The organism is Arthrobacter ginkgonis (genome assembly GCF_039540195.1).
Classification (GTDB): domain Bacteria; phylum Actinomycetota; class Actinomycetes; order Actinomycetales; family Micrococcaceae; genus Zafaria; species Zafaria ginkgonis.
Map to the genome: position 1 here is coordinate 169,282 of NZ_BAABEO010000001.1, position 23,104 is coordinate 192,385.

Consider the following 23,104-nt stretch of genomic DNA (forward strand, 5'->3'; position numbering starts at 1 on the left):
CCGTCAGAAAGCGGTCGGTGTCCTCGTCGGAATCCCCGGTCCCATCCTCGGATTGCCAGATCAGGCCCAGCGTCCGTCCTTGGAACCGAATCCAGCAGGGGTAGGAGAACATCATGGTTGAACCCTATCCATTCAGCGGAGCGGAGGCCCGCTGAAAGGATCCAGCATGTCGGTCTCCCAACAGAGGCAACTCCCCGACGCTCAAGGGCGCGGACGGGCAGAAGATCGCTCGGGCTCGCTCGATTTCCTCCGCTACGAGGGGTTCGATCGTTCCGGCAGGGGGCCGGCCGTAGCGAGGATGGCGGTCTCGTAGGCGCTGCCGAAGGCCACCTGGGTGACGTCGCGGAGCCTGATCCTGGTCATTGTTCGTTCCCATCGGGCCTTCGGGTCCACGGTCAGGAACCAGAACGAGCGCCGGCACCATTCGATAGGTGATCCCATTAGGTAGGTGTTCGGGGAGATCTCGTCGCGGTGGACCGAGAAGGCCCGGTGGCCCGCGGAGACGGAGTCGAGAACGTCCCGGGTGCGGCCAAGATTGATCGCCGGTTCCGGAACGGGCAGCGGTACGACGCCCAGATCACGCAAATGCGCATTCATGAGCGGCGACACCTTGGCACGACGAATCGTCCGGCGCCGCACCACCCGGTGGCCGTTGGGCAGGACACCATCGACGAGCAGGGCGAAGAGAACCCATTTGCGGCCCAAGCCGAGCACCGCGGCTCCCATCGGTTCGCCATCGGCCTCGTGCCATACGTCCACCGGCACCTGTTCCGCGAACGACCTTTCCAGGGCCGCGTCCAGGTTGCGCTTCTTCTGTCGTCTCACCATCCACCCATTCTCCAGAAACAACCTGCTTTGAATGGGAAGCGCGTAGACATGGCCCCGTTCCCTACATCCGCAAGCGGGTGAGTGTCTCGACAAGAGCGTCGTGCATCCCCTCGGATGCAAGACGGTTCCAGGCAATTGCAAGTCATGACCACCGACTTCCTTTGGTGGCTAAATCACAGCTGTGGTTGGCAGTTGTGCTCGTTCGCGCGGGGAAGGGGCACCAAGGGGCTCCGGGTGGCGGATTCTCCGGGTTCCGTATGGTGCCCTGCTTTGGGCGCGCGTTTATGTCTGCGCTCTTGCATTGCTCTGATGTGGCAGAGCAATCCGCGGGTCGTAAATGCTACCTGAAGTGAATATTTTTCAATCGATCGGCAAAAACCTTCTTTGCGCAGGAGAGATTGCATAGCGTGTGGTCAGCGGCACATTTCGCCGCATGTCGAAGGGTTGGCCCGTCACCATGGATAGGGGATCCACTTGGTAACTCGCATCATCAGAACACGCCCGGCTGCAGCAACTGCGGCATTGTTCCTCGTCACGAGTCTCGTCGCCGCGGGGCCTGCAATTGCCTCCGAAGAGCCGGACGTACCGCCAAGCACCGCACTTCCAATCTCCTGTGAAGCGGGCCTGGATGAACTCGCCGTTACGGAGACGGTTGTCGAGGCGGTGCAGGATACGGGGGAGGGTATTGATTTCGTATGCCTCGACAATCTGGCCAGCGTGACCGTACAGAGCGATGGGGGTGACGACACGATCGTCAGCATGGACACTGACGACGGGGAAGTGGTCGACCTGACCGGAGTCGACCCCGAAGAGTACGCGGAGCTCGCCCCCACCGTCTTCATGGAAGCTGAATACGATGTGCCGAGCCCACCAGAAACAGATGAAGGTTTCGAGGCGGCCTCCCTCAGGTGGGGTGGGGACCTGTCCACGAACGCCACGACAATTGTCAACGGGACGTACCAGGCGACCGGAGAAACAACGATCTATTGGGGGCAGAAGACATCGGCGGGTGTCACCCTCTGGATGAGGAGCTCCAAGCTGACGCTCCGTTCCGATGTTGGCGCGGAAAGGAAATCCACTTTCAAGGCGACGAATTCTCCGCTTCAGCCGAAGCAGATCGCATTCGAGGCGTCGGTGGACCTCAAGAAGCATCTGCGGCTGTCGGTGGACGAAGTCGTTGATCAGACCAGCTTCCGACAGACCGTTTATTCCTCCAACACATGGTCTGAAACGGTCAACCTTTACAACAACAAGGGAGCCGCCAAGTACTACCAGAACGTGTACAACATGAAAATGAACGACCGGGAGGCGAACAAGAAGTTCAATATCGCCGGCAACGTGCAGATGCCGCGCTTCCAGTGCTACGAGACGGTCGTCTGCAAGTACCCAAACGGCAAGGAGGCTGGCTGGTAGAGCTGGATCCGTAAGCTAGGGGAGGGGCGCGGCGCCCCTCCCCTAGAGCGGTGAATGATGCGTCAAAAGGACGGCATCCACGAGGCGGTTCTGATATCGGTGGTGACATAGTCGCGGTCGCCGTAGCGCATTTCAAGAACGACACCCAGTTCCAGGTCCACCACGGCGTAGCCACCGAGAAGCGGGTCCTCGGGGCCCTCAAGGGGGCCGAGTATCAGCCGAATGCGGCCCGGCCCGTCCGGCTCTGCGGACACGACGCGTCTGTTGTCCCGCGGCCCACCCCAGATCGGCAGATCCAAGGGGCTAAACATGGCCAGCACCGGCGGGGTCATGGGGAAGTGCGGCCGCCGGTCCTGGCGGGGTGTTTCGCTACCTTCGGAACCGAGCAGGATGCCCTCCGCTGGTCGGTAGGACATCCTGAAATTGTCATCCGAGACGAGTTCGAAGGTCCCCTCGGGCGTTCGGGCCCTCACGTCGTACGTGATGCGGACGCCTGGGGCCGACTCGTGGACCTTGGCCAACACCATGTCGCCGGTCCTAGCGTTACGCATGGCCCCAATGAAGTCAACAAGATATGTCAATCCTTCGCCAACCATGTGATCTCCTCCTGTCAACGGGTCGATCTTTACGCTACCCCGTTCGTCAAGGACCCTGCCCCGATCGGAGACCGGACTCCGGTCTGCCGGGAGACGCGGGCGCGGTCCGTGCGGCGAGGATCGTGAGGATCCGGTCGGGCCACCGGGCCCGCCTCACGCTCCGCCCCGGAAGGCGGCGAGTCGTTCCCAGTCATCGGGCAGCAGCTTCCATGTGCGCCAGGCGGCGAAGACGATGCCTGTCGCCACCATCGCGGTGCGGAAAAACGTGTCGGCGCCGGGGTCCGGTGCCCAGTAGGAGGACTTGGTGACGCCGATGGCCCAGTCGGGGTCGTCGGCGCGGAAGACGATCTGGACCGGTGCGCCGATCGTGTCGTCGAGCGGGTAGCCGTTGGCGAGTTCATACTCGCGGCCCTGGTATTCGACGGTATAGGTGTCCCCGCCCCGGACCATCCGGCTGACGTCAATGAGCGTGGCGGTGTGGTGCGGTTGGGTGGCGACGGCCAGGGCGTCGGCCCGTTCGCTGGCGATGATGCACTCGGCGAAGGCCCAGCCGAGGACGGGCAGCACCACGAGCAGGGCGGCCGCTGCGGCGCGCCGCAGTCCGCGCGCATACCGGAGCACTTCCTCGTCTGGGGCAGGCCACTGCGGGTCCTGGGCTCGGCGTCGCCCGCGGCGGGTGGCGAGCCGCTGCTGGCGGGCCTCCCGGCCGGGGCGATGCGTGGTCATGATCGAAATACTAGGGGAGTGCAAAGCCGCTGCGCGGGGATGATGGGGCCAGGAACGCTGCACCTCCCGGGGATCGGGTCAGTGCCCACGTGCGGCCAACGCAGGGAGGATGACTGAGGTTGATACCCCACGGGGCGGGTATTGCGTATGGCTGGGTGTGGCGGGTCCCGGGACGAACGAACGACGGGATTCGCGGATCGGCGCGACGCGACTGGAGGTGCTTCACCAGTGTCTCGACAAAACCGTCTTGCATCCCACCGCTTGCAAGGCAGCCCTGATGTAACTGGTGGCCGATTTACGCTTGGATCATTCCGAGGGCCTAGTCGGAGAGTCCTTGTTGTCGTCTCGCACAATTGGACTGGTCAGTTGCGCGGTGTATTCGCGATCCGGACGGTCACCAGCAGGGCTCGGCAACGTGGCGATCTTCTGCGGCGGAGCGAGGGGTTCGGTCGTGGCCGTGTTACGGCCGCCACGGCCCGGTACCAGCCACACCGCGAGGCCCACGGCCAGTCCGGTCAGGCGGGGGACCCCAAAGATTCACCGTCGGAACCAGGATCGACGCCAGGCGCCGCCGGCAGGCTCTTCCAAATCAGGATTTCAAGGGCACGGGAGAGCGTGTCCATCGCGTACAGGACGAATGCCGAGACCACACCGGTCAGGACCGCCGGGACCGATAGTGCCATTAGCCGGGTCGATGGTGCCTTCTGCGTTCCCGCATCTGCCGTGCGTCCGCGCTCAGCATGTGATCAACGTTTCGGGCCGGACCATTGATGGGCTGACCTTTCCTAAGGCCTCGACGGAGGTGCATCGGGTGGGTGCGCATGACCCCGGAAGGGTCATGCGCACCTGCGGGAGCCGGGAGCCGGCTCTGTGGTGTCTCAGTCGGGGGTGTCAGTCGCGGCGGTCGTCGCGGCGGTCGTCGCGGCGGTCGTCGCGGTCGTCCCGTCGGTCGTCCCGGCGGTCGCCGCGACGGTTCATCCCGTGGGCGACAACAACGGCCCCGCCGACGGCGGCGGCGGTCCGGCGCCTGCGTCGTGCTGCCAGTGGCATGTCAGGATCCTTCCTTTGCTTCTGCGGCGTCGGCCTCGACGGCGGCGATGACGGCCTGGGTCGGGATCCGGCCGCTGGCCACGAGCTGGCCGCCGGCCTTGCGGACGGCCGCGCCGAACGGAGCCGCCCACAGGTTTTCCCAGACGAGCACCGCAGCGGAGTGGCCCGGCTCGATCGTCTCGGCCAAGTCAATGACGTCCTGCTCAGAGAGCACCATGGCCAGGTCTGCCTCGGCCGTGCGCACCTCGCCGAGCTCGCTCGGGTCGAGGTCGGATATTTCGGCCGTCTCGAGCGTGCCATCGTCGGTTTTCCTCAGGAATACCATGTCGAGCACCCTGATGAGGTCACGCTTGACCAGGTCCTCCAGGAACGGGGCGATCTGGCCCTTGCCGAAGTCGGGCCCAGGGAACTCCACGACGAGCCAGTCCACCGGCCCTAGTTCATCCAGTGCCTCAGCCATACTGATGACCTCCGTTTCTCATTGGGTACAAGGCAATCCGACGGACCGCCGCAGTTCCATCCTGTGCCCCCGGTGAGGTGCAGCGCCTCACCCGCGCCGGGTGAAAGCGCAGGATAACGTTTCGCAGCCGCGCACTGCTGCCAAGGCCATTGACGAACCCTGAGAAGATTCAAGCAGACGCTTAAGCGGGGGCCCGGTGGGTCAGCTCGATTCGGCACGGGATCAGGTCGTGAAGACTTACGACGATCTGGTCAAGGCCAGCAAGAACGTCCCTATGGACGGGGTGGGCGCCACTGAGGCGGCTGAAGACAAGGTCTCCACGGCTGCTATCGCGTTCTTCGTCGAACTGGGCCTGGAACTGGAGGGCGAGCCAGCAGCCGAGGGTGGATGGGTGCCAGCTCGTCGGGCTGGATGGCGTCGGAGCGGCCATCGCCGTCGTGCGGATCCCGGACGGCCACGGCCGGGTCGAGCTGTCGACGTTCCACACGCCGGTGGACCCCAGCATTGCGCCGGGGGCGCCGATCAACGCCCCGGGCATCCCTCGCCTCACGTTCATCGAGGACGCCGTCGACGAACGTCCTCGACCGCCTGCGCGCCCATGGCGCCGAAACTCGTGGGCGAGGTGACGCAGTACGGGGACATCTACCGGTACTGCTACGTCCGCGGCCCCGACGGCATCATCACCGGGCTGGTCGAGGAGCTCCGCTGAACGACGCTCCGAGTATCGGCATCCGCGTGGCGGCCCCCGCTTGGTAGGCGGCGACACTGGCCGCGATGAGCGCATACCGGCCGACCACCGGCTGCTTCGATCATTTGGCCGGATCGGAGCCGGGAATCCGTCGTCGCTGGCGAGGCACCGTCGCTGGCATAGTCTCCTCCGCCGCCGGATGCTCGGCCGCGTGGACCTCGTACCAGCGGTGGTAGGCGGCGACCAACGGGACCGAGGTCAGGCCGTGAAGGACGACGCTGAGGGCGACGGTGACAACGACGGTCGTGAGGACGACCTCACCGTCTGGGACACCGCGCTCGAGAGCGAGCAGCGCGAACACGAGCGAGGCGAGCCCGCGTGGGCCGAACCAGCCGATGAACGCCACCGTCGGACGCCTCACTCCCCGGCCCGCGAAGGCGATCGCCACGGGAATCATGCGCACCAGCGTCAAGCTGAGCACGGCATAGAGGATCACCTGCCAGGTGATGTGCGGGATGGCTAGGATGAAGGCCAGCGCTCCGAACCCGATCCACGTTACGGCGGCGAGGAAGCCGCCCGTCTCTTCTGTGAACAGATTGGTGAGCGAACTGCGTGTGCCCGAGACGCTCCCGAACGCGATGCCGCCGGCGAAGGCGGCGATGAAGCCGCTGCCGCCGAGCATCAAGGCGATGGTGTAGGCCAGAAGCGCCACCCCCAATGGCGCGACCTGTCGCCACTCGGGGCTGATCCACGTGCGCCGGTTGGCGGCGCGGACCAGCAGGCCGCCCAGGATCCCCGCGGTGAGTCCGCCGGTGAGTCCCCAGCCGATCTGGGCAGCCATGTTGCTGGCGACGGCCCAGGTGACGCCGGTTTCGAGCTCGGCGTTGGCGATCTCGAGTGCGACGAGGAAGAAGGGCACGGCGAGGCCGTCGTTGAGGCCGCTCTCTACGTCGAGCGCCTGCCGCACGCGGGCCGGCACGGCCGTGTCGGAGACGACCTTCTGGCCGAGGGCTGCGTCGGTTGAGGCCAGCATCATCGAGAGCAGAACTACGGATGCGATCGCCATTCCGGGGAAGATGAGCACGCCGACCCCTGTCCCGGCGAGCATGGTGAGCGGTAGGCCGATCAGCAGGAGGCGGCTCGGCCACCCGAGCTCACGGCGGAGCAAACGAAGATCCAGTCGGGTGGCGTCGCTGAACAGGAGCAGGACGAGCGCGACCTCGGCCACCCGCTCGACCACTGCGGACTTCATGGAGATTTCGAGGAAGCCGAGGGCCGACGCGCCGACGAACGCGCCAGCGGCGGTGAAGAAGAGGGCCGAGGTGACCCCGCGCCGGTCTAGCGGCCCGGAGAACGCGCTCCAGACGATGATGATTGTCAGTATCGTCGCCGCCGCTATCATGCGGATCCTGCTCTCGATCGTGTGCTTTCCCACCCTGCCGTCCGGATGGATTCCAAAAAATGGGCTTCCTGGGGCGTCCCCGGCTTCTCCCGGATTACTGATCCGGGGTCAGGGAACGTGCGCACCGGAAGCCGATATGCGAGGTTGCCGTGTCCTCGGCCTGTGGGGAGCGCGCTGCCGGGCGGTAGCGCAGGCAGTACTCCGGAGCGCACAGGTGCGAGCCTCCCTTGAGTACGCGGCGCGGGATCCCGGACCCGGGCTCCGCGCTTTCGGCGGCCTTATCCCGGTGCGGAGTACATGCGCACCCGCCTACCCGGTGGTGAGTCCCTGCTCCGGCGTCTGTGTCGTGGCGGGCCGAATAGTAGCTTCTGGTCCACTCCCACACGTTTCCGATCATGTCGAAGAGCCCGTACCCGTTCGGGGGGAACGTCCCGACCGGGGATGTCCCCTTCCACCCGTTCGCGCCCGTATGGAGGTACGGGAAACGCCCCTGCCAGGTGTTGGCCATGAGCACACCGCCCGGGCTGGCCTCGTTTCCCCACGCATAGGTGAACGCGTCGGATAGTCCGCCCCTGGCCGCAAATTCCCATTCGGCTTCGTCCGGCAGCCGTTTGCCGGCCCAGGTCGCATATGCGCCGGCATCCGCGAAGGACACCTGCACGGCCGGATGGTCTTCCCTGCCTTGGATTGAGGATCCGGGGCCCAGCGGCTGGTGCCAGCACGCGCCAGGGACCCAGCGCCACCACTGTCTCCAGTCGCCCAGATCCACCGGCCCGGATGAAGGCGTGAAAACCAACCCGCCCGGGGCCAGGTCCTGGGGCGAAAGGCCGGGAAATTCCGCCGGGTCCAGCGGCCGCTCGGCCACCGTCAGGTAACCTGTTGCCGCAACAAACACGGCGAATTCCGCGTTGGTGACGGGACGCTCATCCAGCTCGAAGGCCGGTACGCGGACCCGATGTGGGGGTCCCTCGTCGGCGTAGAACTCGTCCGATCCCATCAGGAACTCACCGGCCGGAACATGCAACATCGTCGTCGTGACAGGCATACCGGGCGTTATCCTTCCCGTTCGCATGGCCCGCTGTTCCGGCAGGTGAGGACCCGGTTGCCGCGCGCCATGGCTTGAGCGGATGCTACCCGCTACCGCGGCATCGTTCCAGATGCCGCCCGAAGTCCACTGGGACAGGTGTTCCTCGGGCGCCACGCCGTAACCGATCAGTCGATGCCCCGGGAGCCGTCCAGGCGACCCGGCAGCGGAATCTCCCGCCCGCCTGGGCCTGGTCCGCCGACCCGTGGAGTGTTTGGGCCCCCTCTCTGGCGTCTTGGGACGTTTCGCCTTCTTGACGATTTGGTCGGCCGTGGTCCCGGCGAATGGCGGCAGTCGGCGATGTCGTTGTCGATGAACCGGCGGATGGGGGCCCGCGAGGTCGCGGACGGTCTTGAATTGCCGCGGAGGATGGCCCGGCAGCCGGGCAGTGCCCAAGACGGCCTCGACCATGTTCATTCATGAAGCGTTGGGTGAAGTGGACGCGGACGCGTAACCGGCGCCCACGGCCTTCAGGTTCATTCCTTTCGGGTGAGGCGGAGGTCGATGGGGCGGGGCAGAGTGAATGGCGAGCCATCGAAGCGACCACCCAGGGGGAGTCCCATGTCAATCAGGGAGTACAAGCCAGGTGACCGGTTTCCAGGCGTGGCCGGGCGGACGGTCGAGGAGTCGGAGGCGGCTTGGCCCGCTCCTCAACGGGCTCCCGAAGGAGCACCGAACGTGCTGCTCGTCGTGCTCGACGACGTGGGCTATGGACAGCTCTCCTGCTTCGGTGGACTGGTTGAGACACCGAACATCGACCGTGTCGCGGCGAGCGGCCTGCGGTACGCGAACATGCACACGACTGCGTTATGTTCACCGAGCCGGTCGTGCATCCTGACCGGCCGCAACCATCACTCCAACGGAGTCGCCTCCATCATGGAGTTGGCAACCGGCTTCCCTGGCTACGACGGCCGGATGCCGTTCGAGAATGGCATGCTGCCCGAGATGTTGATCGATCACGGCTACAACACGTTCTGTGTGGGCAAGTGGCATCTGTCGCCGACGGAGGACAACTCCCCGGCCGGACCGTTCCACCGCCGGCCTCTTGGGCGAGGATTCGAGCGCTACTACGGCTTCCTTGGCGGCGAAACCAACCAGTGGTATCCCGACCTCACCCAGGACAACGCGCAGGTTCGCCAGCCGCGGCTGCCCGAGGACGGTTACCACCTGAGCGAGGACCTGGCGGACCAGGCGATCAAGATGATCCTGGACAGCGAGGCCAACGCGCCGGAGAAGCCGTTCTTTATGTACTACGCCCCCGGGGCGGGACACGCCCCGCACCACGTGCCGAAGGACTGGGCCGACCGCTACCGCGGTAGGTTCGACGAAGGTTGGGACTCCTACCGCGAAACGGTGTTCGCCCAGCAAAAGAAGATCGGCCTGTTCCCGGCCGACGCCGAACTATCGCCACGTGACCCTGATGTCCCGGAGTGGAACTCGCTGAGCGGCGACGAGCGTCGGTTGTACGCCCGCATGATGGAGGTCTACGCGGGTTTCGTCTCGCACGCGGACCACCACCTCGGGCGCGTGCTGGACACTATCGAACAGATCGGCGAGCTCGAGAACACGCTGATTATGGTCATCTCAGACAACGGCGCCTCGGCCGAAGGTGGCGTGACGGGCTCCTTCAACGAGATGCTGTTCTTCAATCGGGTCCCCGAGAACTTCGACGATAACCTTGCCATGATCGACGAGCTGGGTGGAACGCGGACGTACAACCACTACGCGTGGGGTTGGACCTGGGCGGGCAACACGCCGTTCCGGCGATGGAAGCGTGAGACGTACCGTGGCGGGGCGACCGACCCGTTCGTCGTCGCCTGGCCGGCGAGGATCGGGGCCCGCGGCGAAGTCCGCGGCCAGTACGCCCACGCGATCGACCTGGTGCCGACCGTTCTCGACGCCCTTGGTGTTGAGCCGCCGGCCGCCGTACGTGGAGTCGCCCAGGCGCCGATCGAAGGGGTCAGCTTCGCCAGTTCCTTCGACGCGGCGGATGCGCCGACCGGCCACACGACGCAGTACTTTGAGATGTTCGGTCACAGGGCGATCTACCACGACGGGTGGCGGGCGGTGTGTCCCTGGCCGGGGCCGAATTTCACTGAGGCCGCTGCCATGGGTCGCCGGATGGGTGAGCCGATCACGCCGGAGGTCCTCGAGCGGCTCGACGCGAGCGGATGGGAGCTCTACGACATCAACGAGGATCCCACAGAGTCATCCAACGTCGCTGCCGAGCACCCCGAGCAGCTGCGCGACCTGATTGCCCTGTGGTGGGAGGAAGCCGAGAAGTACAAGGTACTGCCGCTGGACGGCTCGCTACAGGCACGTCTGGCGACGGAGCGTCCGCAGACATCGAGGCCCCGCACCCGCTTCGTCTATCGACCGCACACCTCGTTGGTCCCGGCCTTCGCGGCGCCACCCATTTACAATCGGCCCCACTCCATCGAGGCCGACGTCGAGATTCCGGCTGACGGCGCAAGTGGCGTTCTCATCGCGCAGGGTGGAGATGCCGGCGGCTACACCTTCTTCGTGGACGACGGACGCCTGCGGTACGTGTACAACTATGTCGGACGCGAACAGTTCGAGGTTTCCTCGTCCGAACCGCTACGTCCGGGACGGCATGCCGTTCGCTACGAGTTCGAGCCCACCGGTCAGCCTGACTTCAAGCTGGGCAGAGGGACGCCCGGACGCGCCCAGCTCTACATCGACGGCAGACTCGTCGGAAACGCAGACTTCCCGTACACCACACCGCTCCTCTTCGAGCTCGAGGGCCTTAGCTGCGGCTACGACTTTGGCGCCTCGGCAACCAAGAGCTATCAGCCGCCGTTCACGTTCACGGGCACGATCCACTCGGTCACAGTCGAGGTGTCGGGCGAGCTGATCCGCGACGACGACGCCGAAGTAGCCCGACTGATGGCGCAGCAGTAAGGCGGAAAGAAGCAGCCTGGATGCCGGCACGTGTACGGGTCCCTGGGCGCGATGGACCCGGCAACCTGCCCCCGCCGTGAGCAGCCGCAAGGAAGTTTCAACAGCTATTGGTCACAAATTACCAATGTCTTTCGTCCTCGTCGTTCAAGGCCTGGATGGTGGGGCGTATGCGTTCAAGACAGTGTTTTAGAAGTGCCACAGCGCGATCGCGCTGTGGCAGCCCATGGCTGCTGGCTGAATCACAGGGCTGCTATCCGTTGTTGCAAGACGGCGCGCCGGGAGGAGGGAACAATGGCACTCGTCTCTCGGCATTGGTTTCCCCTCGCCGAGAGTGATGACGCTTTCCTGAAGTCCGCGCCCTTTCGCTACGAGCAGTCCGTGGAGACCACGGCCCCTGCCGAGCGGATCTGGGACGTGACCACCGGCTACGATTTGGTCTACTGGGTACCGGTGTGGACCGGCCTCCGCTGGGGTCCGCCGCCGTTGGGCGTAGGGACCGTACGCGAGGTCACGCTGGGGGTAGTGTTCACTGTCCGTGAGCGGTTCTTCCGCTGGATCGAGGGGCAGCGATTTTCGTTCAGCGGTCTGGAGGCGTCTCTTCCCGGCCTCCGAAATGTGGCGGAGGACTGGGTCATCGAGCCCACGCCCTCCGGCTCCCGCCTCACCTGGACGCTGGCCATTGGAGCACACCCCTGGGCTGTCCCGTTGATCTGGTTGGGCGGCCCGATCATCAGAGGATTACAACGCCGAGTCCTGCACACTATCCGGGTGCATATGAGGAACTGATGCAGGGCCCTAGGCTCGCAAGGTGCACGCAGCACTCGGGCAGGGCTTTCGCCGCCATTGACCAGTATCTGCCGGTCGATCTGCTTGTTGTCGGGCGGCGACCCATATCCACGCGCCCGCACCGAGGAACGGCTACCTGCGCCGATCAGACGGGTAAGGCGAAAACGGAGGCCCGCCGCTACATGGCCGCCGGGGCGGACTTCGTGGGCGTGGGCGCCGACGTCGCCCTGCTGGCCCGCGGCACCGAGGCCCTGGCCGCCCGCTTCACCGGCGACGCCGGCACGGACGGGAGCACACCGGCCAGCTACTGAACCCGTCAGCTGCCGGGCCGGACAACTGCTGAACCAGGCAACTGCTGGGCCCGGCGCAACACCCCGGGCCGGCGGCTTGGGGTGTTGCGCCGGGCCCCATGACGCGTTCGATGGCTCCTGCCATGCAACTGATAGCTGGAAATGGCGGTTTTCCCGACGGAAATGGCCACCATACGAAGTTCATAGTCACAGAGCGGACTCACTGTCTCGACAAAACGTCTTGCATCCGCGACTGCAGGGACGGACGTCGTTCTCCTCGATCGCAGCCGAACGGCGGGTTCGCACTAGTCCTCGGGAAGGGCCACGGGCGCTGCCGGGGCCTGGTGTTGGGGCGTTCCCGGCGGGGCGTGGACGACGAGCACGGGACAGTGGGCGCGGGCGATGCAGGCCGAACTGACGGAACCGAGCAGCAGTCCGGGAAAGCCTCCGTGCCCGCGGCGTCCGAGAACGAGGATGTCGGCGTCCTTGCTGGCTTCGATGAGTTGGGGACGGGGGTTGCCTTGGCGCAGGTGGGCGCTGACGTTGCTTGGGCGGTCGGGGCCGTAGGCGGCGGTGAGCGCTTCGACGAGGATTTGGCGGGCACGCTTTTCGAAGTCGCCGATGCCCATGAGCTCGTATTGATCGGACATTCTGGGCGCTTCCCAGCAGGCGGTGGCCTCGATGCGGGCTCCGAGCCCCCGGGCGATCCGCTGGGCCTGCCTGAGGGCTTCGATCGAGGAGGCGGAGCCGTCGACGCCCACGACGATGCGCGGCTGCGTTCCGCTGTCCATGGTGCCTCCTGCCATCGCGGGGCCGGTTGGCTCCATGATTCGTCCGGGGAGGAGGGGGTGGAAGGCCGGTCCAAGACTCGGGTGCCGCCGGCCCTCGCTCCTGCCTGGTTAGTGGCCGGAGCCGAGATTTCCCGCGAGGCGTTCGCGCATCCAGGGAAAGTGGGTTGAATGGAACCTGGCATCCGAAGCCCGGCGGGTTCAGCCAGATCTCCCGCGCATCACCCGCTCCGGGTGAAAGCCACCCGGTGGTCGCCGGACCCCGGATTGAACTCATCCACAGTCGGTGTGGAGCGTCGAAAGGTCCCATGGGCCTGCGCGTAGGGCGCTGCGCATCCGTACGCGGCACCTTGCGCGGACCCTCGCAACGCGTTCGGCACACGAGAACTCAGCCCAGGACCGTGCCCTCCCCGGTGCCGGAGGGCGTGGGATCCGGAAGCCGCATCATGCGGAACGAGGTGAGCAGGCCGGCCAGGCCGGCGAGGATCGGAATGAACAGCGCGATCTGCAGGGCAAGGGGTCGCGCCTCCGTGTTGATGCGGATGATCTCGTCCTGGTACTCCTCCGGCTGGGTGGCGAGGAGTTCCTCGAGTTGCGCATTGCTCACCACTTGGGCGTCGTCTTCGAGCACCTGGGCGACTTGCTGCTGTTCGTCCGGCGGCAGCACCGTGCTTGACGTGGCCATGGACGTGAAGATGATCGACAGTGCCGCCAGCATGATGCCGCCGGCAAAAGCGAGTCCGAACGAGAGGCCGAACGAGCCGGCGGCCGAGTTCACGCTGGCGGCCTCGCTGACCCGCTCGTCCGAGATAGGGGAGAGGGTGTAGTTGTTCAGCTGCGACACCAGCAGCCCGAGCCCGCAGCCGGCGATGATCAGCGGGACCAGGAGCCACCAGCCGGAGTCTGCGCGCGGCACGATCGGCACGAGCACCAGCAGGCCCACCATCAGGAGCAGGAAGCCCCACCTGATGAGGCTGGCCGGACGCCGCGTCCCGCTCTTCTTGCCGGCGAGTATGGCGATTCCGAACATGGTCAGCGAGAGCGGGGCGATCGACAATCCAGACTGCATGGCGTTGTATCCGAGCACCATCTGGAGGTAGATGGGCAGCACGATCATGGTGCCGCCCAGGGCGATCTGCTGGAGCATCTGCCCCGTGGCGCCAAACCGGAAGGCGTGCGATCGGAACAGATCCGGGTCCAGCAGCGTCGGCTTGTGGCGGCGCTTGCGCCGCAGGAGCCAGTAGACCAGCCCGCCCAGCCCGAAGGCCCCCACGGCCAGGAGCACGCCCACCGCTTCGCCGCCCTCCTGCCAGACCAGGATGCCGAGCACGATGCCGCCCATGCCCACGATGGACAGCAGCGATCCGACGAGGTCCAGTTCCCGGGGTCCCAGGTAGGGGACGTCGTGGACGAGCTTGATGCCCAAAAGCACGACCGCGATGATGAGGACCTCCAGCAGGAAGGCGATACGCCAGGACAGGAACGTGGTGATGAACCCGCCCAGCAGCGGCCCGACGGCGGCGGCGATCGCCGCCGAGGCCCCGACCAGGGCGTAGACCCGTTTCTGGGCCTCGCCCTCGAAGTTCCCGTGGATGAGGGACTGCATGGACGGCAGCAGCAACGAGGCACCCAGGCCGCCGATGATCGCCCAGAAGATGATGATCGGGAGCAGGGTCTGGGCCAGCGTCATCGCCAGCGCCCCGAGCGCGTAGCAGCACAGGCCGATCACGTAGGCGCGCTTGCGCCCGATCAGGTCGCCGACCTTGCCGCCGATCAGGATGAAGGCCGCGGACACCAGCGCCTCGAGCGCAATCGTCGACTGGAGTCCGCTGACGGTCGCGCCGATGTCGTGCACCACGGCGGAGATGGAGACGTTCATGATTGAGGTGTCGACGACGAGCACGAACATTGCCATGGCCAGCAGGAGGGCGAGTTTTTGGTTGAACGGCTCCGTCTCGGTGTTGCCGCTGTTGGGAGAACTCATCGCTGGCCACCTGTTAGGCCTGCGGAGTGCGGGATCGTGGTGGGGCTGGACATGTCGCCTCCTGTGGCACCCTCCCGGCAGGTTCGCCGGGATAGCGCGGTCCTTGATGGGCCCATGGAACCACAGCCTCCCGGATGGTGAAAGGTCTGCACGGAGGCCAAAGTCCCGCCTAAGGTGCACCGCCGTGGTGGACCGGGCGATGCGAACGTGCAGGGCAATTGGCAACGCTGCACCGCCCCGCGGCATCGGAGCGTTTGACCCGCCCGGGAAAGTGCCCACCCGGTGCCCGTGCGTTCCCTATTTCGGGCCTCTGGCCTTTCACTTTTGTTGGGCGGTCAAACCGCGTTTGATCATGGCGGCTTGCTCCGACATCGAAGCCCGGATTGTCCCGCACCACACGGCACGGTCTGGCGTCTACGTTCGGGGCCGCCATTTGAACATGTGAACCAACCGCCGTTTCCAACCAACACTCACAGAGACGGCCCTCCCGTCTCGACGGACCGTCTTGCATCCCTCCGGTTGCACGCCGGCACTTGCGATCTTGGTTCCCGGAAAAGGGGGATGCTCGGGGCTTGCCGGGTCTACCCGTCAAGCATCGCCGACGCGCGGTGGAGAGTGGTGCCCTGTGCCGGTCCGGTGAGAGCCCGCAGCCGCCCCTCCGGCCCGTCCGCCCGGAACGCCACGAGCCGACCCGGTCCATCCCTCTCGTCCTCGACGACGAGTCGTTCGGATCCGCGGACCGCGGGCTCGCCGTCCCGCCGATGAAGGCCCCTGGGGGTCCGGAGGGGCTGGGGTCATGGCATCCCGGCCTGGGCGCACGTTTCCTGCCCGTGGCCGGGGTGGCATGACAAAGCCCGCCGGGGTGGCCGGCGGGCTTTGTGGTGGGCGCAGTGGGCGGTTCCATAGTTCCTCCTGCGTGTTGGCCGGTTCGAGGATCCTTGCGGACCGCTCACCTGCCAACGCGCAGGAGCATCTGCGTCAGGAACAACATCCCTTCGACCCACCCATTTCCTGTGGGTGTGCCAACCGCCCAGCTACGTTGCTGGCCGGCTGCGTTTTCGCTGTGGACCGGGGCGTCCTCACCGGGCCTCCCCCAATCACGCGTTTTACTCTACATAGAGGATGTGACTTGCGCCACTGGATTCTTGGGGAAATTCAAATCCATGGGCATATTCCCCGAAAACACGGCCCTCCTTCCCGTGCAGGCCCACCGGGGCCAGGGCGGGGATCCGGGACGCCGTTGTCGGATGCCCGGACAGGGTGATTCTCCCGGCAGCCTGTGAATGTCTCCTGGGATATGCGTGTTCAGTGCCCGCGCCTTCCAGAGGCTGTGCATGGCCGCCGGTCGCCGATGGTGACCTCCTGGCGCGGTGGTGACCTGGCGGCGGTGCGCAGGCGGTCGGGTGGGTCCCGGTGTCCACTTCGTGTGCGGGAAAAACGGCGGAGCGGGTGCGCTTTTGCCGTGCACAGGTGGGTGCGGGGGTGGCAAGTCTTAGAGGAGACAGAAGAAGCCGGATCCAGCGCGGCCGGCCCGCGGAAGATGCTTCGTCGGCACTGTCTCGACAATGCGGCTTGCAACCCACCCGTTGCGAGACGTCAGGGGTGTTGCGGTTGGGCATCTATACCGAGCATTTAATCGGGCGGAGCGCCACCTGATCGCGGTGTAGGAGATCGCCTTCCCGTTGGAAGTCGATCACTAATTAGCGCCGGTCGCGGACCAGGCATTAGATGTTATCATCCTGCCCGCTTCCGGTGAGGGGCCGTCCAATGGGCTGCCCCGCTCATTGAGTAGCCCTACTGCGAACCGGCTTGTGGCTATCCATGACCGAGGGTTGCCACAGGTAGTGTACCTAAGGGATAGTACCTGTATGACTGTTGCTCGTGCGGACCTCGTGAATGCTCGTTCGCTCATCCTCCCCTTCGTGCTTGTACTGACCGCAGCGATGCTGGTCGTGCAGATCGTGATTATCGTGGAAGGTGGCGTGCCGGGCCTGTATTCAGGAATTTTGACCGGAATCGTTGCCCTGGGCATTGCGGTGTGGGTGCGTCATTGGTATCGGACGCTGCTGCGGGTTCGATTCGGTATCGCGATCGTGCACGCGTCCGCTTTCGCGGCCGTGACGACGTCGTTCAATCTGCACGGCCTCGTTCAGGTGCTCATCACCTCTGGCGGCCAGGGGTTCGAGGCGGCGGCAGGGCTACTTCTGTCGACCCCGTGGTTCGGAGTCACCCTTGGTATGAGCGCCCTGTGGGGACTGGGGCTGATGGTTCACCTTCTCGGAGCAATCCTTGGCAGGGGCTGGGAGGATTGATGATGTCCTCGCGCCATCCCGATGAGACGTCGGAGTGGCTGCAAGGCCGGGTCGACTCCTGGGTCGAGACCTACAAAAAGGCCATGCTCACGCCGGTCGTTCTACGCCACATCCTCAACAACGAACCAATCACGGTCGCGGAACTCGCGATCCAAGTGCAACGCACCACTGGTTGGCGACTGACGGAGCACGGGCTGTATCGGACCATCCGCCGCCTGGAAGACGCAGCCCTCATTGCGACAAAAGACGTGCCAGCGCCCCGCACCGGTGCCCGACGCAAGGAACTGACGCTCTCCCAGTTGGGGAAAAGCTTCCTGGCAGGCATCGAGGAAAACATCATCGACCTCCATGAGGAAAACGCCCCACCACTTGAGTAGCCACTCCCTCCAAGGGGCTGGTGCGACACCGCACGATCACAAAATGCGGACACGAAGCGACCACATTCGCCCCTTGCCGCGGATTTCCGGGACGGCCTTCGCGTTTCATCGCGCCGTCTTGCATCCCTTTCGGATGCGAGACATTCATGGTGCTCGCGGACCGGTTCGGCATCTGGTCCTGCCGGGAGGCCGTGGTCATCGGTCGATGTTCGCTTGGACGAGTTGTTGCAGGTAGGCAAGGTGTGAGCGGAAGGCGAGGGAACCGGAAGCCGTGAGGGTTGCCCAGGTGTGGGGGCGGGTGTTTACCGTCTTTTTGCTCAGTTCCACGTAGCCGGCATCCTCGAGTTTCTTGAGGTGCTTGCTCAGGACCGAGGGGCTCACCTCGAGGGAGTCGCGGAGGAACTGGTATTCCGTGGTCCCCAACTGATGGAGGAGGCTGCAGATCCGCAGGCGGTATGGGCTGTGGATGGTCTCGTCCAGCACTGGGGGGAGGGGCGTCTCGGTCATTTTTTCCCGGCCCGGATCGATGCGGCGAGTGCGGACTCCATGCGGGTGGCGAGCAGGAAGTACAGGGCGGCGGCCAGGGCGGCCGCTGTCCAAAGCACCCAACCGAGCCCCGTGGCGGCGTGGATGGCGACGCCGGCCCCGCCGACGATGAGAGCGGCGAGCGTTTGGGTCAGCCCGGTGCGCAGGTTTGCCGGTTCCGACCAGGGATCCGCCTGGGTTTTCGTCACCCGGGGGCGAAGGACCCAGGCGAGGACGGCCACGGTCGCGCTCAGGGAGATCGCCGCCGTGAAGGCCCCGCCTTGGAGTCCGAACGCGAGAATGAACGCGGCCAGGGCGATGCTGACGACGGCGTGGTACCACCACGGTGCGCGTGCGGCGGAGGATGCGCGGGCGCGGTCGCGCGAGAGCTGCTCGAGGGATTGGCGGGCGGCCGCATCATCGGTGGATGCCGGAACGTTTTCCATGTTGGAAACAATAGATTTTCCTTCTCGGAAAGTCTAGATGGTGGGCTGCCGAGCGCTGGGCGACTTGTGCTGGTGGTTCTCCTGGGGTTGTTTCCGTGTCTAGCCCCCGAGTGGAACGCCGTGCCGGCCGGCGGCGCGAGCCGGATGGCACCGGCTCGCGCCCACCAAACGGAAGTGTCTCGACAAACCGTCTTGCATCCCTTCGGTTGCAGGACGGTCTTCCGGCCGGTGGTGGCGTCGCGGGAGCAGCGGCGAGCATTCCCGTTATCGGTCGCCACCGGCACCGTGTGGTCACGGTATGCCGCCGCAGAGTGCCAGAATCCACCTGCTTGGGGGGCTGTTCAAGGGTTGGGCGGGCTCGTCCTGACGGGGTGGAGTCAGGCGTTCCAGGGGGTAGAGGTAGTCCAGTCAGTGCCTGGTAACCCTCGATGCCTGCACGGTCCCGGTAGGGCTGGTTGCGTGTCTGGTCGGGCTAGTTTTCTGTGCGGCTGTTGCGTTGGAGCGAGCGGCCGAGGATGCGCGCGCCGTCGGGGAAGGCGCCGGGGTTGGGGCCGGCGTAGTTGAGTCGGAGGAACGGGCCTGCGGGTTCGGCGGGGAACCATTCGGTGCCGGCGGCGATGATGACGCCCTGGGCCTCGCAGTCACGGGTGAGCTGTTCGAGGTCGGTGCCGTCGGGCAGGCGTGCCCAGAGGTTCAGTCCTCCCTTCGGCACATGGGCAATGTGGGCCTGCGGGGCGTGCTGGCGCAGGCTGGTTATCAGCAGATCGCGGCGTGCCTGGAGCTGGTGGCGCAGGCCGCGCAGGTGGGTCTGCCAGGCGGGCTGCGTGACGACATCGAGTGCCGCGGCTTGGAGCAGGCCGCTGACGTACATGGATCCGGCTCCGTGGTCGGCGAGGATGCGTTCGCGCGCCGGGCCGCGGGCGATGACCGCGGCGATGCGGATGGCCGGGGACACGCTCTTGGTCAGTGAGCGCAGGTAGACGACGTGGCCGGAACCGTCGCGGGCAGCAAGGGGCACGGGGTTGGTGCTGATGCCGAAGTCGTGGGCCCAGTCGTCCTCCACGAGGAACGCGCCATGGGCGCGCACCACGTCCAGCACCTGTTCGCCGCGCCGGGCGGCCCATTGCGCACCCGTCGGGTTCGCGTAGTTCGGCTGTGCGTAGAACAGCCGTGCGCCGGTCTCCTCGAAGGCCCGTGCCAGACCTTCAGGGTCCGGGCCCTCGGACCCGCTGGGCACCGGGACCACCCGGATACCGGCCTGGGCCGCGGCCAGGATGGCTCCCCAGTAGGTCGGGGATTCCATCAGCAGGGGCTGTCCGGCCCCAACCAGCGCGCGGAAGATGGAGCTGAGTCCGCTCTGGCTTCCGGGCAGCACAACAACGTCGCTGGGCGCGGGCGGGGCGATGCCGTCCGGGGTCGAGGTGCGCAGTTCGTGCGCGAACCAGGACTGCAGTTCCGGCAATCCCGCGGCGGGCGGACGCGACAGGGCCGCGTCGCCCCGGGCTGCCCTGGTGAGCGCGGCACGCACCAGGCGTTCGGGCAACAGTTCCCTGTCCGGGTAGCCGGAATGGAACGCGATGACATCGTTCGGTGTGCTGCGCATCGCAGCGGGGATCGGGCGAAGAGGTGCCCGGGGCGAACGCAGCGCGGCCGTCTGCCAGCCGTAGTCCGACGGCCGCGCTGTCCGGGCGGCCCGCACGAACGTGCCGACACCGGGCCGGCTCTCGATGAGCCCCTGCGTGGCGAGGGTCTGGAGGGCCTTCTGCACCGTCACCGGGCTGGCTTGGTACTCGGCCACGAGCGAGCGCGTGGATGGCAGCCGGGCTCCGGGTGCGGCGCCGGCGATCCATTCCCTGAGCCGTGCCGCAATCCGGGAACTGCTATCGTTGTTCATGAGATACAATAGTATCGCTACTATCATTATTCGCGGACCGGTATCGTTCGGGCCGGCTTCGGGCCTGGGGTGGGGACTCGTCGGAGTAGCGGCCTTTTCATTCACCGTGCCGTTCACCCGCGTGGCGGTCGAAGGACTCGCGCCGCTGTTCATCGGCTCGGGCCGCGCGGTCGTGGCCGCGGTTCTCGCCGGTTTCGCCCTCGTTCTCACCCGGCAGCGCCTTCCCCGCGGCGTCCAGCGGGCGCGCCTGGCGGTGGTTGCCGGTGGGATCGTCATCGGCTTTCCGCTCCTGACCTCGTTCGCGCTGACGACCGTGCCCGCCAGCCACGGGGCGGTCGTCATTGCCCTGCTGCCGGCAGCGACGGCCACCGCAGCGGTCCTGCGCGGGCGTGAGCATCCCCCGACAGCATTTTGGGTTGTGACGGGTGTGGGTGCCGTTGCCGCGATCGCCTTCGCCTTCTCGCAGTCGGGTGGCTTCGGTCAGGTGGGCTGGGCGGATCTGCTGCTCCTTGGAGCGGTGGTGGCAGCGGCCCTCGGATATGCCGAAGGCGGCCTGCTGGCACGCGAGCTGGGGGCCTGGCAGACCGTGTCCTGGGCACTGGTCCTCGCATCGCCCCTGATGGTTTTCCTGACGGCCCTCTCGATCAGCCAGCAGCCGCCGTCCGGCACGATGGTGCAGTGGGCCGCCTTTGGCTACCTCGGCGTCGTGAGCATGTTTCTCGGCTTCTTCGCCTGGTACCGCGGCCTGGCCATCGGCCCCATGGCCCAGGTCAGCCAGATCCAACTCGTCCAGCCCGCACTGAGCATTGGCTGGTCCGCGCTCCTGCTGGGCGAGAACCTCACGTGGGCCACCATCATCGGCGGCCTCGCAGTCATCCTCTGCGCCGGCCTTGCGGTCCGCACGCGACGTGGCCCGCAGCCGGCGGTACCGTCTCGTTGAGCCGACGGCCGTATCCGCCGCGGGCAATTGAGGACGTTGGGATGAGCATCGCGTCCCAGTCCTCGCCCTGGCGATCCTGTCCGTACGTGGGTCCCCGTGCGCACAGGTAGCGGCCGTGGGTCGGTTTTGGTACTGCCGATGCGCGTTGACAGGCACGGAGGCTCTTCTGGCTTCAGGATCGGGTCCAGGGGTCGTGTCTGGAGGTGGTGGGTGTTTGGCCGTGCTTATAGTCGGTCCATGGAAATGGATGGGGCCCGAGAGTTGGAGGGGCAGACATCGATCAACGAGTTGCTCGACGATCCTGTGGGCCTGACCTACATCCAGATGGTGTTGCCGATTTATGTGAAGTTCGGGTCGGGTGATTTCCGGCGTCTGTCCTGAGGTCTGGTTGGACGGAAAACGTACGGGTCCGGTCCGTGGAAGCGGCCTCTGGTGGCGGCAAGGACCACGGCGGAGGCAGTGCGCATTGTGCTGCATGCAACCGTCGGCAGGGACCTTGGGGCTTCGGGGCGGACGATTACTGTTCCGGATACGTGATCCGCTTCCCTTGGACTTTGGCGAAGGAGGTCATGGTGTGTGGCTTGGCCGAGGTGGGGGACATGATGTCCAGCACCTGGACGCTGCGCACCAGGAGCGCGTCACCGATGAGGGAGCGGTGGCAGCGCCAAGGCACCGCCTCGGCGCACATGATCGCCAGGTCGTTGGTGTGTGCGCGTTCGGCGAGGTCCTCGACCGCCTCGGCGAATTCGGGCGTCTGCATGTAGTCCGCATACCCGCGAAAGGACGTGTTGCGCCACGCGGTGTTCTCGCTGTCCTTGCGCGAGTGCCGCAGCCCGCCGAGAGCGGCCACGTGGCGGTAGGTCAGCCCGGCCTCCCGGAGGCCACCGGCGAGGTTGTCCTGGTTGAATTGCGGGTTGTGGCGGGACGTGGGCACGGTGCGGACGTCGACGAGGTTCCTGATGCCGTGGGCCTTGAGCAGCGCGACGAAGTCCTCGAGGGCGAGGGTCGAGTGCCCGACGGTGTAGATCGTTGTCGTGGACATGTCCGTCCATCGTGCTCGGCTCCCTCGCATCCGGCAAGGATCCGGCACCGGGCCTGAACCGGGCTCGGCTCGTTGGCCCGCGGGAGTGCCGATAAACGGCGTGCAGGGCCCGGCGGTCTTCATCAGTGAGTGTCTCGACAAACTGTCTTGCTACCCACCGGATGCGAGACATAGGTGCGTACGGTGGCTTCGCCGGGGCCGGGCATGGAGGAGAAGGCCCCCGGCTGATCCGAGGGCCTTCTCCATTCCCTGCCACGGCCGCCACGCTTTGCCTGGGAGCGCCGGACGCTGCACAAGTGGTTGGCCAGGATCTTTGGCCTCGTAGGAGGGGACCCCTGCGGCACGCAGCGCATGGCGGCGCTGCATCTGGCGGTGCGGCTGGCCCGGTTCCCTGTCGCTCCGGGTCGGGACGGGTGAGGCCCCGGTGGTGGGGACCGGTCTCGCGACGGTCCCCACCACCGGGGCCTGTTTCCTGCTATGGAGCGGCCGTTACACCTGGGCCATGCTTGCCCTCAGTGCTGCGGTCGCTTCGGGGTCGAGGGCGAGGCGTC

At 66.1% G+C, this 23,104-nt stretch carries 21 protein-coding genes; 8 read left to right on the top strand and 13 right to left on the bottom strand.

What is annotated here, in order from left to right:
* Nucleotides 1-252 precede the first annotated feature (252 nt).
* On the bottom strand, nucleotides 253-828 hold the full coding sequence (locus ABD912_RS00780; protein ID WP_345147740.1) for a hypothetical protein: 576 nt from the start codon (nucleotides 826-828) through the stop codon (nucleotides 253-255).
* Between the two features lie 474 nt (nucleotides 829-1,302).
* Here ABD912_RS00780 and ABD912_RS00785 point away from each other — a divergent pair, with 474 nt between their 5' ends.
* Entirely contained in the window at nucleotides 1,303-2,241 is a 939-nt protein-coding gene (locus tag ABD912_RS00785; RefSeq protein WP_345147742.1) for a hypothetical protein, read from the top strand.
* 62 nt (nucleotides 2,242-2,303) lie between these two features.
* On the opposite strand, the gene ABD912_RS00790 is transcribed toward ABD912_RS00785, so the two are convergent.
* The 6 genes from ABD912_RS00790 to ABD912_RS00815 form a co-directional block, all read right to left on the bottom strand.
* A complete protein-coding gene (locus ABD912_RS00790; protein WP_345147744.1) occupies nucleotides 2,304-2,837 on the bottom strand; it encodes a hypothetical protein in 534 nt (177 codons plus the stop codon).
* A gap of 153 nt (nucleotides 2,838-2,990) precedes the next feature.
* The gene (locus ABD912_RS00795) at nucleotides 2,991-3,563 is read right to left on the bottom strand and encodes a hypothetical protein (protein ID WP_345147745.1); all 573 of its coding nucleotides are present in this window, start codon (nucleotides 3,561-3,563) and stop codon (nucleotides 2,991-2,993) included.
* Between the two features lie 891 nt (nucleotides 3,564-4,454).
* On the bottom strand, nucleotides 4,455-4,613 hold the full coding sequence (locus ABD912_RS00800) for a hypothetical protein (RefSeq protein WP_345147746.1): 159 nt from the start codon (nucleotides 4,611-4,613) through the stop codon (nucleotides 4,455-4,457).
* 1 nt (nucleotide 4,614) lies between these two features.
* A complete protein-coding gene (locus tag ABD912_RS00805; protein WP_345147747.1) occupies nucleotides 4,615-5,073 on the bottom strand; it encodes a DUF6325 family protein in 459 nt (152 codons plus the stop codon).
* 809 nt (nucleotides 5,074-5,882) lie between these two features.
* The gene (locus ABD912_RS00810) at nucleotides 5,883-7,163 is read right to left on the bottom strand and encodes a cation:proton antiporter (protein WP_345147749.1); all 1,281 of its coding nucleotides are present in this window, start codon (nucleotides 7,161-7,163) and stop codon (nucleotides 5,883-5,885) included.
* A 94-nt stretch (nucleotides 7,164-7,257) separates the two neighbouring features.
* A complete protein-coding gene (locus tag ABD912_RS00815; protein WP_345147769.1) occupies nucleotides 7,258-8,190 on the bottom strand; it encodes a formylglycine-generating enzyme family protein in 933 nt (310 codons plus the stop codon).
* A gap of 735 nt (nucleotides 8,191-8,925) precedes the next feature.
* Here ABD912_RS00815 and ABD912_RS00820 point away from each other — a divergent pair.
* From ABD912_RS00820 to ABD912_RS00830, 3 genes are all read left to right on the top strand, one after another.
* Entirely contained in the window at nucleotides 8,926-11,169 is a 2,244-nt protein-coding gene (locus ABD912_RS00820; RefSeq protein ID WP_345147751.1) for an arylsulfatase, read from the top strand.
* 291 nt (nucleotides 11,170-11,460) lie between these two features.
* Nucleotides 11,461-11,955 carry an SRPBCC family protein gene (locus ABD912_RS00825; protein ID WP_345147753.1) on the top strand — a complete coding sequence of 165 codons (495 nt, stop codon included), beginning with the start codon at nucleotides 11,461-11,463 and terminating at the stop codon, nucleotides 11,953-11,955.
* A gap of 182 nt (nucleotides 11,956-12,137) precedes the next feature.
* Complete coding sequence (locus tag ABD912_RS00830) at nucleotides 12,138-12,266, top strand: hypothetical protein (protein WP_425548001.1); 129 nt, start codon at nucleotides 12,138-12,140, stop codon at nucleotides 12,264-12,266.
* Nucleotides 12,267-12,550: 284 nt separating this feature from the next.
* On the opposite strand, the gene ABD912_RS00835 is transcribed toward ABD912_RS00830, so the two are convergent.
* Entirely contained in the window at nucleotides 12,551-13,036 is a 486-nt protein-coding gene (locus ABD912_RS00835) for a universal stress protein (RefSeq protein WP_345147754.1), read from the bottom strand.
* 385 nt (nucleotides 13,037-13,421) lie between these two features.
* Nucleotides 13,422-15,017 carry an MFS transporter gene (locus ABD912_RS00840; protein ID WP_345147756.1) on the bottom strand — a complete coding sequence of 532 codons (1,596 nt, stop codon included), beginning with the start codon at nucleotides 15,015-15,017 and terminating at the stop codon, nucleotides 13,422-13,424.
* Nucleotides 15,018-16,885: 1,868 nt separating this feature from the next.
* On the opposite strand from ABD912_RS00840, the gene ABD912_RS00845 reads away from it, so the two are divergent.
* Both ABD912_RS00845 and ABD912_RS00850 read left to right on the top strand, forming a co-directional pair.
* On the top strand, nucleotides 16,886-17,329 hold the full coding sequence (locus ABD912_RS00845) for a hypothetical protein (protein ID WP_345147757.1): 444 nt from the start codon (nucleotides 16,886-16,888) through the stop codon (nucleotides 17,327-17,329).
* Between the two features lie 2 nt (nucleotides 17,330-17,331).
* A complete protein-coding gene (locus ABD912_RS00850; RefSeq protein ID WP_345147758.1) occupies nucleotides 17,332-17,706 on the top strand; it encodes a helix-turn-helix transcriptional regulator in 375 nt (124 codons plus the stop codon).
* Nucleotides 17,707-17,901: 195 nt separating this feature from the next.
* On the opposite strand, the gene ABD912_RS00855 is transcribed toward ABD912_RS00850, so the two are convergent.
* The 3 genes from ABD912_RS00855 to ABD912_RS00865 all read right to left on the bottom strand — a co-directional run bounded on the left by ABD912_RS00855 (nucleotide 17,902) and on the right by ABD912_RS00865 (nucleotide 20,571).
* Complete coding sequence (locus tag ABD912_RS00855; protein ID WP_345147759.1) at nucleotides 17,902-18,213, bottom strand: transcriptional regulator; 312 nt, start codon at nucleotides 18,211-18,213, stop codon at nucleotides 17,902-17,904.
* Nucleotides 18,210-18,677, bottom strand: coding sequence for a hypothetical protein (locus ABD912_RS00860; protein WP_345147760.1), 468 nt, complete (start codon nucleotides 18,675-18,677; stop codon nucleotides 18,210-18,212). Before ABD912_RS00860 ends, ABD912_RS00855 begins: the two co-directional genes overlap by 4 nt.
* Nucleotides 18,678-19,149: 472 nt before the next feature.
* Nucleotides 19,150-20,571, bottom strand: a complete 1,422-nt coding sequence (locus ABD912_RS00865; protein ID WP_345147761.1) for an aminotransferase-like domain-containing protein — start codon at nucleotides 20,569-20,571, stop codon at nucleotides 19,150-19,152.
* On the opposite strand from ABD912_RS00865, the gene ABD912_RS00870 reads away from it, so the two are divergent.
* Both ABD912_RS00870 and ABD912_RS00875 read left to right on the top strand, forming a co-directional pair.
* Entirely contained in the window at nucleotides 20,570-21,511 is a 942-nt protein-coding gene (locus ABD912_RS00870; RefSeq protein ID WP_345147762.1) for a DMT family transporter, read from the top strand. The genes ABD912_RS00865 and ABD912_RS00870 overlap by 2 nt on opposite strands.
* 237 nt (nucleotides 21,512-21,748) lie before the next feature.
* Nucleotides 21,749-21,892, top strand: a complete 144-nt coding sequence (locus ABD912_RS00875; RefSeq protein ID WP_345147763.1) for a hypothetical protein — start codon at nucleotides 21,749-21,751, stop codon at nucleotides 21,890-21,892.
* A gap of 136 nt (nucleotides 21,893-22,028) precedes the next feature.
* Here the strand turns inward: ABD912_RS00875 and ABD912_RS00880 are convergent, their stop codons facing one another.
* Nucleotides 22,029-22,553: a DUF488 domain-containing protein gene (locus ABD912_RS00880; protein WP_345147764.1), complete on the bottom strand. Its 525-nt coding sequence runs from the start codon at nucleotides 22,551-22,553 to the stop codon at nucleotides 22,029-22,031.
* Nucleotides 22,554-23,104 lie beyond the last annotated feature (551 nt).